The organism is Arthrobacter sp. Ld5 (assembly GCF_051172775.1).
Lineage (GTDB): Bacteria > Actinomycetota > Actinomycetes > Actinomycetales > Micrococcaceae > Arthrobacter_D.
Genome location: NZ_JBPKBO010000019.1, coordinates 33,088 through 50,504 on the forward strand (window position 1 = coordinate 33,088; position 17,417 = coordinate 50,504).

Sequence of the window (17,417 nt, forward strand, 5' to 3'; positions counted from 1 at the left end):
TCCGCGGCCGATCGGCCGGGACGGGCACCCACCCACACCGAAGGGGATTTATGAACGCCTCCGCAGGAACGATCGGGGTCACCCTCGTACTGATCGTCCTCGTCATCTTCGTCCTGGTCATCCTCGTGAAGTCCGTGCGGATCATCCCGCAGGCGCGCGCCGGGGTGGTCGAGCGCCTCGGCAAGTACCAGCGGACACTGAATCCCGGGCTGACCATCCTCATCCCGTTCGTCGACCGGCTGCTGCCGCTGCTCGACCTCCGTGAGCAGGTCGTGTCCTTTCCGCCCCAGCCGGTGATCACCGAGGACAACCTGGTGGTCTCCATCGACACCGTCGTGTACTTCCAGGTCACCGACCCGCGTGCGGCGACGTACGAGATCGCCAACTACATCCAGGCCGTCGAGCAGCTGACGACGACGACCCTCCGGAACGTGGTCGGCGGGTTGAACCTCGAGGAGGCCCTGACCTCGCGCGACCAGATCAACGGCCAGCTCCGCGGCGTCCTGGACGAGGCGACGGGGCGGTGGGGCATCCGCGTGGGACGCGTGGAGCTCAAGGCGATCGACCCGCCCCTGTCCATCCAGGACTCCATGGAGAAGCAGATGCGCGCCGAGCGTGACCGCCGCGCGGCCATCCTCACCGCCGAGGGCACCAAGCAGTCCCAGATCCTGACCGCGGAGGGCCAGCGCCAGGCCGCGATCCTGGCGGCCGAGGGTGACGCGAAGGCGGCGATCCTCCGTGCGGACGGCGAGGCCCAGGCGATCCACAAGGTCTTCGACGCCATCCACAAGGGGAACCCGACACAGAAGCTCCTCGCCTACCAGTACCTGCAGACCCTGCCGAAGCTCGCGGACGGCTCCGCGAACAAGCTCTGGATCATCCCGAGCGAGGTCGGTGAGGCGCTGAAGGGCATCGGCAACGTGCTGGGCACGACCACGCCCGATGCGCCGTCGGACGGACCGGAACTCGGGAGCCGCACCTAGGGCGGTGCCCTGTATACTCAGGTGTTTACCCGTGTGTCGTGCAGGAACAAGCCTGGGGCATGCGGTGTTATGACAGACAGCTTCCCCGTCGCCTCCCGGCGGCGGCGGTCCCGGTGTGTGTCGGCGGCACGCGCCGGTCGATGCATCCGGAAGAGACAACAGCGGCAACGGTCCCCGGCGACGGGCACCAGGGTGACTAGGAGAACAACATGAGCGATCGCAGCCTGCGCGGTATGCGCCTCGGGGCGCAGTCGATGGAAACGGAGTCCGGCGTCGAGCCCGCTCCCCGGCAGCGTGTGGAGTACCGGTGCGAGGACGGCGAGCGGGTCTTCGTGACGTTCTCCTCGGAGGCCGACATCCCCCCGACCTGGGTCTCGAAGACCGGCAAGGAAGCACTCCTGGTCGACGGCGAGAAGCCCGACACCTCGAACGACAAGCCCGTGCGGACCCACTGGGACATGCTCCTCGAGCGCCGGTCGGTCGAGGAACTCGAGCAGATCCTGCAGGACCGCCTGACGATCCTCCGCGAGCGTCGCGGTGAGCGCCGGTCCGCCTAGGCCCGACACGTTCCACCGACAAAGAAGGCACCCGCCGCGGCGGGTGCCTTCTTCGTCGTCATGGCCGGTCTCAGGCCCTGCCGGTGAGCTTGGCCCAGCGTGCTCCGAGTCCCCAGCGGGTCACATTGGCGATCGCCTCGAAGACGATGTTCCCGCTCATCTTCGAGACCCCGAGTTCCCGTTCCACGAAGGTGATCGGGACCTCGACGATGGTCAGGCCCAGGCGCGCGACCCTGAAGGTCATGTCGACCTGGAAACCGTAGCCCACGGAATCGACCGCCGAGAGGTCGAGCGCCTCCAGCGTGGTGCGGCGGAACGCCCGGAACCCGGCGGTGATGTCGTGGACTGGCAGGCCCAGCATGAGCCGTGAGTAGGTGCTGCCCCCGCGCGAGAGGAGCTTCCGGTGCAGGGGCCAGTTGACGACGCTGCCGCCGCGGACCCAGCGGCTGCCGATCACGAGGTCCGCACGGTGTACCGCGTCGAGCAGGCCCTGCAGCTGCTCGGGCCGGTGGGAGCCGTCCGCGTCCATCTCGACGAGGACGTCGTAGTCCCGCTCCAGGCCCCACCGGAATCCTGCGATGTAGGCCGCGCCCAGGCCCTCCTTGCCCCTGCGGTGCAGCACGTGGACCTGGTCGTCGGCTGCGGCGGCACGGTCGGCGAGGTCACCGGTCCCGTCCGGGCTGTTGTCGTCGACGACCAGCACGTCGGATGCGGGGACGGCGGCACGCAGGCGGGCCAGGGTGACCGGCAGCGACTCGATCTCGTTGTAGGTGGGAATGATCGTGAGGACTCGCACGCAGGTGGGGCCTTTCCATCGGGATGCGCATCGCGCACGGACCGCTCCGCAGAAGGAGCCAGTCTGCAGTATAGGCGACCACGCGGCAGGGCCGCCGGGGAGAGCACTCGGGCAGGCCCCCACGCCTTCGTACCGGTGCCCGCACGCGTGCGGCCACCGTTTTCTACTGGCGTGTGGACCTGCCCTTTGAATGCCGGCTCCGAGGAAATGGGCAACGCGCGCCAATGAAGAGGCCGATGCGTTGCGCTTGCGGAGACCAGCCAGGTTCCCTCCCGCAGGAGTTCGTCTAACCCGTTCCCTCGAGCTTACGTGCTGTGGAGGACGTGTCAACAACCCCCTGACCTGCGGCGATGGCCGTCCCTGCAGGTCAGGGGGTTGTCGGTGTCCTCCAACGGATGCAGACCGCGGGGAGCCGGGTCAGGCGCCGGCGAAGCCGTCCGCGACGAAGAGGCGGTGCCCGTCGTGCACGGTTTCCAGGCACTCGGGCGCGTTCTCGGTGTCGAGCGCCGGCAGCAGCGGGGTACCCGCGCGGGGATCGGTGCTCCAGGACTGCACCCGGTTGTCCGGGGTCTGCACCATGAGTTCGTCGACCCTCCAGACCGCGAAGGACGCGGGTGTCCCCGGGGCGAGCTGTCCCATCATCGGGCTGCGGCCGGCGAGCCGCCAGCCCGCGCGCGTGTGCGCGATGAACGCCGCCCGCGCCGAGATGTTCTCCGAGGCGTTGCTGTGGCGGAGGCACGCGCGTACCGAGGCCCACGGATCGAGCGGCGTGACCGGGCTGTCCGACCCCAGCGCCACGAGCACACCGGCGGACAGGAGCGAGGCGAAGCGGTTCATGCCCGCACGCCGCTCCCCCAGCCGCTGGGCGTACAGGCCGTCCCCGGCGCCCCAGAGGGCGTCGAAGGCCGGCTGGCCGCTGACGGCGACCCCGTAGTGCACCAGGCCGGCGATCGCGGCGTCGTCGGCGAGTTCGACGTGCTCCAGGCGGTGGCGGGCACGCCGGACCTCCTCGATGCCCAGTTCCCGCGCGGTACGCTCGAGGGCCTGCAGGACGACGTCGAGCCCAGCGTCCCCGATCACATGGAAGCCGGCCTGCACGGTCTCGGCCGTCGTAGCCAGCAGGTGACCGGCGACGTCGTCCGCACCCAGGTAGAGCGTGCCCCGGCTGGCCGGGGCGTCGCTGTAGGGCTCGCGGAGCGCCGCGGTGCGCGAGCCGATCGACCCGTCGACGTTGAGGTCCCCGGCGAGGCCCACCAGGCGCCCGCCGAAGCCCAGCATCAGGTCGCGCACCTCCTGCCGGGAGGAGGTCAGCTGTGCCCAGTAGGGGATGACCTCGGGCAGCGGCTGCCCCCCGGCCGGGCCGTCGATCGTCAGCAGTGTCTCCAGGTCCTCGAGGGGCGCGATGTGCGGGGCGGCCATCTCCGTCAGCGCGACGTAGCCACGGGAGGCCGCGTGCAGCAGCGCCGCCTGCTGGTAGGTGCGGCGCTGGTCCGCGGACAGGCTCCGGGTTGCCCGGCGTGCCGCCTCGTGGGCGTCCCGGACCACGAAGCCGTCCTCCCAGCCGTCGGTGGCCGCGAGACCGAGGCCGGCCGCCAGCGTGCCCGAGACGGCGGCCGAGTGGATGTCGGCGCGCACCAGGTAGACGAGGGCGCCGCCACCCGCGCGGTCGAGCTCCCCGGCGGTCGGCACCCGCTTCTCAGGCCACTGGGACTCGTCCCAGCCGAATCCCAGGATCGTGGAGGCGCCGGAGCTCGCCGCCGCCGCCACCGCGTCGAGCAGGTCGTGCAGCGACCGGCACGCGGTGAGGTCGATCGAGCCCAGGGCGATCCCCGTCTCGGTGGTGTGCGCGTGCGCGTCGACGAACCCCGGGGCGATGAGCGCGCCGTCGAGGTCCACGGTGCGGACGCCGGGACCGGTGAGGTTGGCGGCGGCGTGCTCCGTCCCCACCCAGGCCACCGTCCCACCGTCCACGAGCATGGCGGTGGCGAAGGGATCGGCGGGGCTGTAGACGGACCCGTTGCGGTACAGGACGGGCAGGGGGCGATCGGGGGATGGCATGGCGGCGCTGGGTGGCTTTCTGTGGAGGGGATGTCCGACGGCGGGGCTTACTCGCTGATGTTCGAGTATGCCACCACGCCCCGACGGACCAGGGCGATCGCGCGCCTGCAGGTCTGCTGCAGGTTCCCGGGCAGGTCGGGGACCTTCGCGAGCTGGTCGAGGAGGTCGATGACCTGCTTCGACCAGCGCACGAAGTCCCCGGCTGCGAGGTCGGTCCCGCTCAGCGCGGCCTGGAGGGACCGGCCGTTGGCCCACTTGAACATCGGCCACACGAGCGAGAGCTCGGGCTCCCCGGTGACGGGCAGGCGGTGCTGCTCCTCGACGTCGTTGAGCTGCGACCACTGGCGGATGATCGCCTCGACGGAACCCTCCAGCGCCACGCTCGGCATGACCGGGCGCAGGCCCCGCTCCTCCCGCTTGGCCTGGTACACGAGCACGGTGATGACGGCGGCGAGTTCGGCGGCGTCGAGGTCGCTGAACGCACCCTCCTCGATGCAGAGGGCGATCAGGAGGTCCTTCTCCCCGTAGATCCGCCGCAGCTTCTGACCGGAGGCGCTGACGGCGACGCCGTCGTCGGTGTACTCGAGGTAGCCGTAGTGCCCGAGGACCTCCGAGACGCGGTCGAAGGTCTTGGCGATCGTGTTCGTGCGACCCCGGATCTGGCCGGCCAGCCGGTCGGTCTCACGGCGCAGCTTCCCCCACCGTTCGGCCCAGCGTGCATGCTGTTCGCGTTCGCTGCAGCCGTGGCAGGGGTGCGCGCGGAGTCGGCGGCGCAGATCCGTGATCGCGCGTTCCTCCGCGGCCGCCGACGCCGAGTACCCGGCCGACACCCGGTCGGCACCCGGGCGCGGCGGCCGGTTCTCCTGCAGCGCGTTCCGCAGGGACGAGGTGAGGTCGCGCCGGTCCTTCGGACTGCGTGCGCTGAAGTTCTTCGGGATGCGGATGCGGGAGAGGACCTCGACGGGCCCGTCGAGGTCCTGCACACCGATGCGGCGGATCTGCGTCTCGAGGGTCAGGACCGTGGGCCGGGGCTCCCTGGACGTATCACCGTCCAGGACGACGGCGAACCCCTGGCTCCGCCCGCCGGGCACGTCGATGACGTCCCCGGGTCGTAGGGATTCGAGGGAGGACTCCGCCGCGGAGCGCAGCGTGCGGGACCGGTCGCGGGAGGCCCGGGATTCGACGTCGGACAGCTCGCGCCGCAGGTTCGCGTACTCGCGGAAGTCCCCGAGGTGGCAGGTCATGGATTTCTCGTAGCCCCTGAGCGAGTCCTCGCGGCTGCGCACCTGCTTCGCGAGACCCACGACGGAGCGGTCCGCCTGGAACTGCGCGAAGGAGGTCTCGAGGATCTCCCGGGACCGCGCCTGGCCGAACTGGGCCATGAGGTTGATGCTCATGTTGTAGGTGGGGCGGAAGCTCGAATTCAGCGGATAGGTGCGCCGGGACGCCAGGCCCGCCACCGCTCCCGGGTCCGTGCCGGGCTGCCACAGCACGACGGCGTGGCCCTCGACGTCGATCCCGCGGCGGCCCGCCCGGCCCGTGAGCTGCGTGTACTCCCCCGCGGTGACATTCACGTGGGCCTCGCCGTTGAACTTGTCGAGCTTCTCCAGCACCACGGTGCGGGCGGGCATGTTCACACCCAGGGCGAGCGTCTCGGTGGCGAACACGGCCTTGACCAGGCCGGCGGCGAACAGCTTCTCGACGATCTCCTTGAACGTGGGCAGCATGCCCGCGTGGTGGGCGGTGAACCCGCGGATGAGGCCCTCGCGCCAGGTCCAGAACCCGAGGATCTCGAGGTCGTCCCGGGGGATGTCCATCGTGGCGGCGTCGACGGTCTCGCTGATCTCGTCGCGCTCGTCCTCCGTGGTGAGCCACAGCCCGGCGTGCAGGCACTGGGTGACGGCGGCCTCGCAGCCGGCGCGCGAGAAGATGAACGTGATGGCCGGCAGCAGGTCGGAGCGGTCCAGCGCCGCGATCACCTGGGGCCTCGTGGCCCGACGGACCATCGTCGTCGGCGGCGGACCGCCGCGCCCGTTGCGCTGCTTGCCGCGCCGGCCGCCGGCACCCCAGCCCGCCCGCTGGTTCATCCGGATCTCGCTGCTGGCGAGTTCGAGCAGTTCGGGGTTCACGTCGTACTGGTCCCGGGCGCCGGCGTCGGCGCCGGCGGGCGCGGCCTCGTCGAAGGCGACGTCGCCCGCGAACAGGTCCACCAGGTCGTGGCCCACCATGACGTGCTGCCACAGGGGCACGGGCCGGTGCTCCGACACGACGACGTCGGTGTCCCCCCGCACGGTGTCCAGCCACGCGCCGAACTCCTCCGCGTTCGACACCGTGGCGCTGAGGGACACCAGCTTCACCTCGGTGGGCAGGTGGATGATCACTTCCTCCCAGACGGCGCCACGGAAGCGGTCGGCCAGGTAGTGCACCTCGTCCATCACCACGTACCCGAGGTTGTCGAGGGCGTCCGAATTGGCGTAGAGCATGTTGCGCAGCACCTCGGTGGTCATCACGATCACGTCGGCGTCGCCGTTGATGCTCGTGTCACCGGTCAGGAGGCCGACGCGCTCGCTGCCGTGCACGGCGGCCAGCTCGGAGTACTTCTGGTTGCTGAGCGCCTTGATGGGCGTGGTGTAGAAGGCCTTGAGGCCGTGCTGCAGCGCCAGGAAGACCGCGAACTCGCCGACCACCGTCTTGCCGGCCCCGGTGGGTGCTGCGACGAGCACTCCCCTGCCGCCTTCGAGGGCGGTACACGCTTCCCGCTGGAAGGGATCGAGCTCGAACTCGAGGGTCTGCTCGAAATGGGACAGCTGGGTCCGGGAGTGGTTCGTGCGGGCCCGTGCAGCGGCGTATCTCTCCGCGGGGGTGGTCATCGTTCCACCCTAGACGCTTCGCCGGTGCCCGGCACACGGCCGGGCCGCGGCGGGCCCGGGTGCGGTCCGCCCTTGCGGGACGGCGTCGCGACGTGCCTCCGGTCAGATGGCGTCGAGGGGGGTGGCGGCGCCGGCGGTGGCGTCGACGGCGGCCTCGCGGGCCGCGGTGCGGCGGGCGCGGCGCCGGTCGTTGAGCAGGCACAGCCCGATCGCGACGAAGAAGAGCAGCAGGAGGGGAACCGCGAGGTAGAACATGCTCAGGGCGTCCCCGCCCGGCGCCGCCATCGCGGCGAACAGGCACACCAGGAACACGGTGATGCGCCAGGCCTTGAGGATCTGCCGGCCGGTGACCAGCCCGACCATGTTCAGCCCCACGAGGACCACGGGGAGCAGGAAGGCGATCCCGAAGGCCAGCATCAGCCGCAGCACGAACGCGAAGTACACGGACACGCTGATGTAGTTGGAGAAGTCCTCCGGGGTGAACTCGGTCAGCACCCGCACCGCGTTCGGCAGGATCAGCCAGGCCAGCCAGATGCCCGCGAGGAACAGCGGGAACGCGACCGCGATGAACGCCAGCGCGATCCGGCGCTCCTTGGTCTTCAGCCCCGGTGTGATGAACGCCCACAACTGGTACAGCCAGACCGGGCTGGAGAGCACCAGGCCCAGGAACACGGAGACCTGGATCAGCAGGTCGAACGGGGAGGCCGCGCTGTCGAAGTTCAGCGACGCCGTGCGGCCGTCCTGCTCGTTGATGGCGATGATCGGCGCCGCCAGCGCGCGCAGGACGGGCTCGTAGACGAAGAAGCCGACCACGGTCGCGGCGATGACCGCGATCGCGGACTTGAACAGGCGGTTCCGGGCCTCGCGCAGATGCTCCTTCAGGGCCATGCGCCCCTCGGGGTTGGCCTTCCTGCCGCGCTTGCGCGCCGATGCGGGTGACACGGAGGAGATCCTGCCTACTGGCTGGTGTGCGAGCTACCGCTCTGCCCCGACGGACCGGTGGAACCCCGGTCGTCTGCGCCCGGGACGGGCGTCCCGGCGCCCGGGGAGGTGCCGTGGGGCTGCTGCGCCGAGCCTTGCGACGGCACCGGCGACTGGTAGGTCGGCGTGTACGTCTGGGGCGCCGAAGTGTTCACGACCCGGCCCTCCACAGGATCGGCGCCGGCCTCACCCGTGTTGTTCTCGTCCTTCATCTGCTTCACCTCGGACTTGAAGATCCGCAGGGACTGTCCCACGCTGCGGGCGAGCCCGGGCAGCTTCGGCGCACCGAACAGGACGATCGCAAGAACGATGATGATGACGATGTGCCAGCCTTCGAGCCTCATGCCCATTTCCTCTCGTTGGTTCACCCTCGAGTTTAGTTCACAGGTGGGGCATGTCCTGCAGGAGCTGCGGCTGTTCCCGCTCGGCGCGCTTCGCGATGCGGCGCGCCCGCCGGTCGTCGATGCGGCGGGTCCGTGCCAGGTCACGGGCCGCGCGGACCGTGGCCGGAGGCGAGAACACGGCCGGGACGGGAATTCCCGGCGCTCCGGAGCGGGCGGCTCCCGCGGCGTCGTCCTCGCTGCCGGCGGCGGGGACGTCCACCTGGAGGCGGTCCATCGCCGCCCCGAATTCACCGAGTGTTCGCATTCCGCGCCGGAAGACGCGGAAGCCGACGACGACGAGGAAGATGACGCTGACGGCCACCAGCGCGACCCACAGCACGATCCACATCCACCAGAGCATGATCCCAGTCTAGGCCAGTGCCTGGTGGGCACGGGCCGCCTCGAGCCAGCGGAGGGTCTCCTCGCGCAGACCGGCCGGCGCCACGACCGCCGCCGACCCTCCGAGGCCGGCCACCAGCCCCGGGATCCAGGTGCTGGACGCCACCTTGAGCCGGGCCGCCAGCCGGTCCTCGCCCAGCTCCTCGACGGCATCGGCGTTGTACTGCGCCGCGATCCACCGGGCACGCGGCTCGAGCAGGAGCGTGACGGCAAGATCGGTCGCCCCGGACCGGTACGGCAGGACACTCTGCCGGTCCCGGGCGAGCGCGTCCTCGTCCAGGTCCGCGGAAGCCGGCTGGTCCGTCAGGGTGGCGCGCTGGATGCGGTCCAGCCGGAAGTTCCGCAGCCCGTCGGAGTCGACGCTCCAGGCCTCCAGGTACCACGTGTCCTGGTGCAGGAAGATGCGGACCGGTTCGAGGAGGCGGCGCGTGATCTCGTCGCGTGTCGGCACGAAGTAGTCCACGTCCACGCGCACCTTCGAGTGCAGGGCGGCCTGCAGCACCTCGAGCGTCGGGTCGACGTCGTCCTCGGTGAGCTTGGTGGCCACCGCCGTCCCGATGCGCGCCGCGTCGCCGGTCGCGGCGGTCAGCTTGGTCTGCGCGCTGACGATCGCCTCGTTGTTCCTCATGCCCGGCAGTTCCCGGAGGGCCTGCAGCCCCAGGATCAGGGAGCAGGCCTCGTCCATGCTGAGCTTCACGGGCTCCGCGAGGTCGCGCGCGTTCGTGAGGTAGATCCTGTCGTCCTCGATGTTCACGTCCATCAGGCCGTCGGGGTAGTGACGCGGTCCACTGACGAACAGCAGGTCGAGGTCCTTGGTGAGCTGGCTCTCGGTGACGTCGAAGCGGCGGGCCGTCTCCCCCACGTCCGCCCCGGGATGCGCGAGGAGGTACGGGACGAGATCGAGCAGCCGCAGCAGGTGGTCCTGGGAGGAGGACTTGCGCCGGGGCGCGGGGCGCGCGCGCCCGGTGATCTCCAGGTGGTCGGGTGCGGCGAGGGCCGCGCTGTGGGCCTCGTCGAGGAGCCGGACGACCTCCGCGGCCAGCTCCGGCGGCTCCTCGACCCTGGCATTGGTGCCCAGGCCCGCGATGGTCGCTGCCATGGGGCTCGACGCCGCGTACGGCACCCGGAGGACGTCCCACTCCTCCCCCGTCTGCAGGATCTCGGCGTCCTTCCGGACGCGCAGCACCTGGCAGGAGCCGGGACGTGCCGCGACGACGGCGGTCCGGTCGGGCTCGCTGCGGGACAGGGAGGAGAGCGTCCGGTTCATGTCGAAGGCCGGCGGGACCTCGACGGTCCCCTGCAGGATGACCGGCTCGCCGGTCATGCGCGAGAGGCGGAAGAACCGCTCGGCCTGGCGTGTGGTGTCGAAGCCGACCAGGTACCAGTGGCCGAAGCGCGCGCCCATGCCCCAGGGGTGGACCGTGCGCACCTCCTCGCGGCCGGTGCTCGCGGCCCGGTACGGGAAGCGGAGGGGGGTGCGGGAGGTCAGGGCCTGCCACACGGTGTCCCAGTAGGGTGCGTCCGTGGTGATGCGGGGCTGGATGAGCGGCGTGAGTTCGATCCCGCCGTCGGTGCTGCGGGAGCTGAGCTTGCGCAGGGCGCGGGACGCCGCGGAGTCGAGCGAGCCCTGGTCCCAGACGCCTGCGGCGAGGTTCAGGACGGCGTACTCCTCGGGCTGGAAGCTCACGCCGCCGAGCCGGTAGTCCTCGGCGCTGATGCGGTACCGCTGCACGGTGTTGTCGTTGTCGAACAGGGCGTCCTCGCTGAAGGCCTCCAGCGGGATGCCCTGCTCGCGCAGGGCCGCCTTGTCGCGGTCGAAGAGCTTCTCGCGGGCCGCGACGGACGTCGCCTCGCGGTACAGGTCGATCTCCTCGAACAGTTCCTCCTTCGTGAACCCGCGGCGACTCGACAGGAGCATGATCACGAGGGTGAGGAGGCGTTCGGTACGTTTTGCGGACACGGTGAAACCCTACCTTCACGGGGGTGACGGAAGGGACGCACACCGACCGTGGTCGACGTACGTCCCCTCCGTGCTGCGGTGCGTGGGCAGCCGCGGAGCCGCGGCCGGCCGGGTGGTCCTAGCGGACCCCGAGCAGGTCGACGACGAAGATCAGCGCCTCGTTCGGGCCGATCGCCGAGCCGGCACCGCTCGGGCCGTAGGCGAGGTGGGACGGGATCTCGAGGCGTCGGCGGCCGCCGACCTTCATGCCGAGGAGCCCCTGGTCCCAGCCCTGGATGACCTGGCCGACGCCGACCTTGAAGTCGAGCGGGGTGCCCCGGTTCCAGGAGGCGTCGAACTCCTCGCCCGTCGAGAACGCGACACCCACGTAGTGGGTGGAGACGGTGTTGCCCGGCTTCGCCTCGTCGCCGGTGCCCGTGATGATGTCCTCGATGACGAGGTCGGTGGGGACGTCGTGGGCGGGGAAGTCGATCTCCGGCTTCTGGCGGTCGAATTCGCGGTGTCCGAATGACATGGGTACTCCTTGGGATCGGTGGATTGGTAGTGGGCCGGCCGGGACTACTCGGCGGCGGTCTTGCCGGTGATCTCGACGAAGAACACGAGGGTGCCGGAGGGACGCCCCTCGGGCGCCGGGTCCCCGTAACCCATCTGGCCCGGGATGACGAGGAGCACCTGGGATCCGACCTTCTGGCCGGCGAGGCCCTTGGTCCAACCCTCGATCACACCGGTGAGCGGGAACTCGGCGGGTTCGCCGCGCTCGTAGCTGGAGTCGAACTGCTCGCCGTCCTCCCAGCGCCAGCCGGCGTACTTGGCCGTGATGGTGTCGGCTTCGGTGACTTCCTCGCCGGTGCCCTCCTTGAGCACCTTCACCACGAGATCGTCGGAGGGCTCGTTGTCGGGGATGGTGACCTCGGGGGCGCCCTCCTCACCGAAGGTGAACGTGGGCAGTTCGCCCGCCTCGTCGAGCTTCTCGACCTCCTCGGGCGAGAGCACCTCCGGCTCGGGCGGAGGCTGCTCGGCGGAGATGACCTTCAGGACGATCAGCTGCTCGGGGATGGCCTGCTGGCCCTCGGTGGGTTCGGGTGCGGGGCGGGTGTAGGCCACCTGCGCGCCGACCTTCGACCCGGTGAGGACCTCGTAGAGTTCGGCGTCCTGCTCCTTGAGCATGTCGTCGACCGGGAGGACCTGGGGCTCGCCCTGGCTGTAGGTGTCCCCGAGGACCTCGCCGTCCTCCGCGTTGAGCGACACGAGCTGGTAGCGGACCTGCTCGCCGGCTTCGATGGCGTCCCCTTCGCCCTCCACGACGGTCTTCGCGGCCACGCCGGTGATGTCGAGCGGCTCGTCGAACTCGACCGTGGGTGCCTCCTCGTCGGTGCCGCCCGACACCTCCACGGACTCGAGGATCTCGGCGGCGCCCGCCGACGTCCCGGCCGGATCCCCGGTCAGGTCGTCCGTCATGGGCCCGCCACAGGCTGAGACGAACAGCGTGAGCGCTACGGAGGTTGTGAGTACTTTTCGCACGAAGCTACTTTCGGTTCGGTGTCCGGTCCAGGGTGCCCGCTGAACAATGGGCCCCGACCAGCGTAACGGCATCCGGGACCGCAGTCCCCGTCACAGCTGCTGCAGGAGCGCCTCGACCCGCTCGTCGACGGACGCGAAGGGGTCCTTGCAGAGGATGGTCTGCTGCGCCCTGTCGTTGAGTTTGAGGTGCACCCAGTCGACCGTGTAGTCGCGGTTGGCCTCCTTGGCCCGCCGCACGAACTCGCCGCGGAGCCTCGCCCGCGTGGTCTGCGGCGGCACGTCCACCGCCTCCTTGACCGCCGTCTCGTCGATGACGCGCGCGGCCTCGCCCCTGGCCTGCAGGAGGAAGAACAGTCCCCGCGTGCGGGAGATGTCGTGGTAGGTGAGGTCGAGCTGGGCCGCCTTCGCCGAGTCGAGGTCGCCCCCCGACCGGGCGAGGTAGCGGTCGATCAGCTTCTTCTTGATCGCCCAGTCGACCTCCCGGTCGATCTGCGAGGTGTCCCCCGTCTCCACCGCGTCGAGTACGCGCTCCCACAGGTCCAGGATGGCGGGTACGTGCCGGTTGTGGGCGCCGTGCTGCTGGACGAACGCCGTCGCCTTCGCCAGGTACTCGCGCTGCATCTCCAGCGCCGTGATGTGGCGGCCGTTGGCGAGCTTGAGGAGGTGGCGGCCCGTGAGGTCGTGGGAGATCTCACGGATGCTGCGGATGGGGTTCTCGAGGCGGTAGTCGCGCATCAGCTCGCCCGCCTCGACCATCCGCAGCAGCAGGTCCACCGAGCCGATCTTGAGCAGCGTGGTGGTCTCGGACATGTTCGAGTCCCCGGCGATGACGTGGAGCCGGCGGTAGTGCTCGGCGTCGGCGTGCGGTTCGTCCCTGGTGTTGATGATGGGGCGGGAGCGGGTGGTAGCGGAGGAGATGCCCTCCCACAGGTGGTCCGCGCGCTGGGAGAAGGCGTAGATGGACCCGGTCTGCGTCTTGAGGACCTTGCCGGCACCCACCAGCAGCTGGCGCGTCACGAGGAAGGGGATGAGGATGTCGGCGAGCCGGGCGAACTCGAGCCTGCGCGGGATGAGGTAGTTCTCGTGGCTGCCGTAGGAGTTGCCTGCGGAGTCGGTGTTGTTCTTGAACAGGTAGATCCGGCCGTCGTAGCCCTCCTGCGACAGCTTGCGCTGCGCCTCGGAGACGAGGTCCTCCAGGATCAGCTCGCCGGCGCGGTCGTGGGCGACGAGCTGCGCGAGGTCGTCGCACTCCGCCGTCGCGTACTCGGGGTGGGACCCGACATCGAGGTACAGCCGCGACCCGTTGGTGAGGAAGACGTTGGAGGACCTGCCCCAGCTCACGACCTTCCGGAAGAGGTAGCGGGCGACCTCCTCGGGGGACAGCGGGCGGGAGTCGGGCCCCGAGTAGGAGATCCCGAACTCGGTCTCGACACCGAAGATGCGCCGGTCCATCAGCTGTCCTGTCCGCCCTGGAGCATGGTCTCGAGTTCGGGTCCGCCGATCCGGCGGAACGCGCGGTGGCTCCCGCGCAGGATGTCCGGGTCCCGCTCCAGGAACGCGACCTCGAGGACGGAGGGGTCGAGGGCGGGCGTCTCCGGCCGGTCGCCGTCGGCCGCCGCCGGGGTGGCGGCGCTCGCGAGGGCCCGCGCCGCGGCCCGGACGCCCCCGGTCAGGCTGACGTCCGCGGACCAGCTGCCGCAGAGGGCGCCGACGACGGCGTCGGCGGCCCCGCCCATGACCACGAAGCCGGCCTCGTCGGCGATGGAGCCGTCGAAGGTGAGCCGGTACAGGTGGTCGGCGTCCTGGACGCGGCCCACCTCGGCCACGACGAGCTCCACCTCGAAGGGCTTGCTCTCGGCCGTGAACACGGCGCCGAGGCTCTGGGCGTACACGCTGGCCAGGCCGCGCGCCGTGACGTCCTCGCGTGCGTAGGAGTAGCCGCGGACGTCGGCGTAGCGGACCCCGGCCTGGCGGAGGCTCTCGAACTCGTTGTACTTGCCGACCGCCGCGAACGCGATGCGGTCGTAGATCTCACCGAGCTTGTGGAGGGAGGGCGACGCGTTCTGGGCCACGAGGGCGATGCCGTCGCGGCAGCTCATCACCACCACCGACCGGCCGCGCCCGATGCCCTTGCGCGCGAAGTCGGCGCGATCCTTCATCAGCTGCTCGGGCGAGACGTAGAACTGCTGGGTCATGGCCTATGCCTCCCGGCCCGCGGACGATCGGGCGTCGATGATGGTGTGGGCCACGGCTTCGAGGTCCCGCTCGGGGATGCGGCGCGTGCCGGCCGCGTCCACGACGTAGACCACGGGCCACAGGGCGCGTACGGTATCCGGCCCGCCGGTCGCGGAGTCGTCGTCGGCCGCGTCGTAGAGGGCCTCGACGGCCACGCGGACGGCGGACGCCTCGTCGAGGCCGGGGTTCCAGAGCTTCTTCAGGGAGCCCCGGGCGAAGACCGAACCGGATCCGACGGAGTGGTGTTCGTGTTCCTCGTAGCGGCCTCCCGTGACGTCGAACGAGAACAGGCGCCCGAGATGCCGGTCGGTGTCGAATCCGGCGAAGAGCGGCACGACGGCGAGTCCCTGCATGGCCATCGGGAGGTTCTGCCGGACCATCGCGGCAAGACGGTTGGCCTTGCCGTCCAGGCTCATCATGGTCGCCTCGATCTTCTCGTAGTGCTCCAGCTCCACCTGGAAGAGCCGAGCCAGGTCGACGCCGATGCCGGCGCTGCCGGCGATCCCCAGCACCGAGGAGTGATCCGCGGGGAACACCTTCTCGATGTGTCGGCTGGCGATCACGTTGCCCATCGTGGCCCGGCGGTCGCCCGCCATGAGCACGCCGCCGGGGAAGGTGAGCGCGACGATCGTCGTCGCGTGCGGGGCGAGACGGGACGCGTCGGAGGCGGCCGTGACCGGCCCGAGCGTCCGGTTCGACGGCAGCATGTGCGGATGGTGCGCGCCCAGGTAGTCGGCGAAGGACGTCGAGGCGGCCCGTGGGACCGCTGCCGCGGCATCATCCGGGAGCATCCGCTACTGGCCGCCCTTCTGCACGAAGCCGCGGACGAATTCCTCGGCGTTCGACTCGAGGACGCCGTCGATCTCGTCGAGCAGGTCGTCGACGCCCTCGGTCTGGCCGGAGTCCTGCGCGGCCGCGGGGGCTGCGGGGGCCGGATCGGGGAGTTCCTCGTCCTCCGCGGAGGACGAGCCACCGGTGTTTCTGCGGTCCTGTGTCGCCACGGTGTCCACCCTTTCCGTCGTCGTGATCAGTGTGGGGATCCGGTTCCTATGGTGCCACGCGCCGATCCGGGTCACTCAACAATCGGGCAAGGAAATCCTCGGCGTCCGTGGCTGCATCGAACAACGCTCCGGTGAGCGCCGCGGTGCCCCGCAGCGGTTCGCGTGTCTGGACACGCTGCAGCCTGCGTTCCCCGGGGAGCTCGAAGATCAGCGAGTCCCAGCTCGCGCCCACCACTTCGGCGGGGTACTCGGCGATGCACCGGCCGCGGAAGTAGGCGCGTGTGTCGCGTGGCGGTTCGACGGCCGCCCGCGCGACGTCCGCGGGATCGACGAGCAGCTCGACGTCGCCCCGGCGGGCCAGTCGCTGGTAGATGCCCTTCTCGGGCCGCAGGTCGGCGTACTGCAGATCCACGAGGGCGAGCCGGGGATCCGTCCACGCGAGGCCGTCGCGTGCCCGGTACGCCTCCAGGACCTTGAGCTTCGCCACCCAGTCGACCTCGCGGGCCGCCGCCATCGGATCGCGCCGCAGGGTGGCCAGCAGCGACTGCCAGCGGTCGACGACGTCGCGGGTCTGCGGGTCGGCGTCGGCCGGCAGCGCGGCCAGGACCGCGCCGCAGTAGAGTTCCTGCAGCTGGAGCCCGGTCAGGCTCCGCCCGTCCCTCAGCCGGACCTCCACCGTCAGCGAGGGGTCGTGGCTGATGGCGCGGAGCGCCTCGACCGGGTCCTCGAGTTCGGGCACGGGGGCGCGGCCCTGCTCGATGAGGGAGAGGACGAGGGCGGTGGTGCCCACCTTCAGGTAGTTCGACACCTCGTTCAGGTTGGCGTCGCCGATGATGACGTGCAGCCGCCGGTACTTCTCCGCGACGGCGTGGGGCTCGTCGCGCGTGTTGATGATGGGGCGGCGGACCGTCGTCTCGAGGCCGATCTCGTTCTCGAAGAAGTCGGCCCGCTGGCTGATCTGGAAGCCGGGGTCCTGGTTGAGGGGTCCGCGGCCCACGCGCCCGGCACCGCAGATGACCTGGCGCGAGACGAAGAAGGGGATGAGCGCCTCTGCGAGCTTCGAGAAGGGCACGCTCCGGGGAACGAGGTAGTTCTCGTGGGAGCCGTAGGAGACGCTCTTGTTGTCCGTGTTGTTCTTGTAGAGGATCACGGGTGAGAAGCCGGGCGTGCTGCCGATGCGGTCCATAGCGGCGACGGCCACGTGGTCCCCGGCGCGGTCCCAGAGCACGGCGTCGAGGGGGCTGGTGACCTCGGGCGAGGAGTACTCGGGGTGGGCGTGGTCCACGTAGAGCCGGGCGCCGTTGGTGAGGACGAGGTTCATGAGCACCGCGGCTTCGGCGGGCTCCCCGCGCTCGAGTGCGATCTGCTCGGCGGTGAGTTCCACCGGCTCGTCCGTCAGCTGGCTCGGGTGGGCGACGGCGCGGTCCATCCTGAAGCCGCGCGCGTCGGTGAGGGGCGTCTCGTCGGTGTAGTCCCAGCGGGTGCCGGCGAGGTTGCCCAGCCCCTCGCGCAGCGTGGCGGCGTAGGCGTTGACCACCTGCGAGGACAGCAGTGTGGGATTCGCGGACGGCAGGGCCGGCGCGATGATGCCGTACTCGGTCTCCGTCCCCATGACGCGGTGGACGGAGATCCCCTCACCGACGGGGGGCAGCGCCCCCGGCCGGCCGGCCGGT

The 17,417-nt window shown here is 70.5% G+C and carries 16 protein-coding genes; 2 read left to right on the forward strand and 14 right to left on the reverse strand.

Features of this window, described 5'->3' with window-relative positions; genetic code table 11:
* Positions 1–50 precede the first annotated feature (50 nt).
* Both ACSGDB_RS09300 and ACSGDB_RS09305 read left to right on the forward strand, forming a co-directional pair.
* On the forward strand, positions 51–983 hold the full coding sequence (locus ACSGDB_RS09300) for an SPFH domain-containing protein (protein WP_434994320.1): 933 nt from the start codon (positions 51–53) through the stop codon (positions 981–983).
* Positions 984–1,192: 209 nt separating this feature from the next.
* Positions 1,193–1,540, forward strand: coding sequence for an RNA polymerase-binding protein RbpA (locus ACSGDB_RS09305; protein WP_434994321.1), 348 nt, complete (start codon positions 1,193–1,195; stop codon positions 1,538–1,540).
* Positions 1,541–1,610: 70 nt separating this feature from the next.
* On the opposite strand, the gene ACSGDB_RS09310 is transcribed toward ACSGDB_RS09305, so the two are convergent.
* The 14 genes from ACSGDB_RS09310 to dop form a co-directional block, all read right to left on the reverse strand.
* Positions 1,611–2,336 carry a polyprenol monophosphomannose synthase gene (locus tag ACSGDB_RS09310; protein ID WP_434994322.1) on the reverse strand — a complete coding sequence of 242 codons (726 nt, stop codon included), beginning with the start codon at positions 2,334–2,336 and terminating at the stop codon, positions 1,611–1,613.
* Between the two features lie 417 nt (positions 2,337–2,753).
* Entirely contained in the window at positions 2,754–4,394 is a 1,641-nt protein-coding gene (locus ACSGDB_RS09315; RefSeq protein ID WP_434994323.1) for an amidohydrolase, read from the reverse strand.
* Between the two features lie 47 nt (positions 4,395–4,441).
* Positions 4,442–7,264 carry a DEAD/DEAH box helicase gene (locus ACSGDB_RS09320; RefSeq protein WP_434994324.1) on the reverse strand — a complete coding sequence of 941 codons (2,823 nt, stop codon included), beginning with the start codon at positions 7,262–7,264 and terminating at the stop codon, positions 4,442–4,444.
* 102 nt (positions 7,265–7,366) lie between these two features.
* Positions 7,367–8,152, reverse strand: coding sequence for a twin-arginine translocase subunit TatC (tatC, locus tag ACSGDB_RS09325; protein WP_434994484.1), 786 nt, complete (start codon positions 8,150–8,152; stop codon positions 7,367–7,369).
* A gap of 68 nt (positions 8,153–8,220) precedes the next feature.
* The gene (gene tatA / locus ACSGDB_RS09330) at positions 8,221–8,589 is read right to left on the reverse strand and encodes a Sec-independent protein translocase subunit TatA (protein ID WP_434994325.1); all 369 of its coding nucleotides are present in this window, start codon (positions 8,587–8,589) and stop codon (positions 8,221–8,223) included.
* A gap of 37 nt (positions 8,590–8,626) precedes the next feature.
* On the reverse strand, positions 8,627–8,989 hold the full coding sequence (locus ACSGDB_RS09335) for a hypothetical protein (RefSeq protein WP_434994326.1): 363 nt from the start codon (positions 8,987–8,989) through the stop codon (positions 8,627–8,629).
* A 9-nt stretch (positions 8,990–8,998) separates the two neighbouring features.
* The gene (locus tag ACSGDB_RS09340) at positions 8,999–10,987 is read right to left on the reverse strand and encodes a helix-turn-helix transcriptional regulator (protein ID WP_434994328.1); all 1,989 of its coding nucleotides are present in this window, start codon (positions 10,985–10,987) and stop codon (positions 8,999–9,001) included.
* Between the two features lie 118 nt (positions 10,988–11,105).
* Positions 11,106–11,501 carry an FKBP-type peptidyl-prolyl cis-trans isomerase gene (locus ACSGDB_RS09345; RefSeq protein ID WP_434994329.1) on the reverse strand — a complete coding sequence of 132 codons (396 nt, stop codon included), beginning with the start codon at positions 11,499–11,501 and terminating at the stop codon, positions 11,106–11,108.
* Between the two features lie 44 nt (positions 11,502–11,545).
* On the reverse strand, positions 11,546–12,445 hold the full coding sequence (locus ACSGDB_RS09350; protein ID WP_434994330.1) for an FKBP-type peptidyl-prolyl cis-trans isomerase: 900 nt from the start codon (positions 12,443–12,445) through the stop codon (positions 11,546–11,548).
* Between the two features lie 153 nt (positions 12,446–12,598).
* Positions 12,599–13,960 (reverse strand): Pup--protein ligase, encoded by a 1,362-nt coding sequence (gene pafA, locus ACSGDB_RS09355; RefSeq protein WP_434994331.1) that lies wholly within the window; start codon positions 13,958–13,960, stop codon positions 12,599–12,601.
* Entirely contained in the window at positions 13,960–14,703 is a 744-nt protein-coding gene (prcA, locus tag ACSGDB_RS09360; protein WP_434994332.1) for a proteasome subunit alpha, read from the reverse strand. Before prcA ends, pafA begins: the two co-directional genes overlap by 1 nt.
* Before the next feature lie 3 nt (positions 14,704–14,706).
* Positions 14,707–15,534 (reverse strand): proteasome subunit beta, encoded by an 828-nt coding sequence (gene prcB, locus ACSGDB_RS09365; protein WP_434994333.1) that lies wholly within the window; start codon positions 15,532–15,534, stop codon positions 14,707–14,709.
* Positions 15,535–15,537: 3 nt separating this feature from the next.
* Positions 15,538–15,744 (reverse strand): ubiquitin-like protein Pup, encoded by a 207-nt coding sequence (locus ACSGDB_RS09370; RefSeq protein WP_434994334.1) that lies wholly within the window; start codon positions 15,742–15,744, stop codon positions 15,538–15,540.
* A 46-nt stretch (positions 15,745–15,790) separates the two neighbouring features.
* Complete coding sequence (gene dop, locus ACSGDB_RS09375; RefSeq protein WP_434994485.1) at positions 15,791–17,356, reverse strand: depupylase/deamidase Dop; 1,566 nt, start codon at positions 17,354–17,356, stop codon at positions 15,791–15,793.
* Positions 17,357–17,417 lie beyond the last annotated feature (61 nt).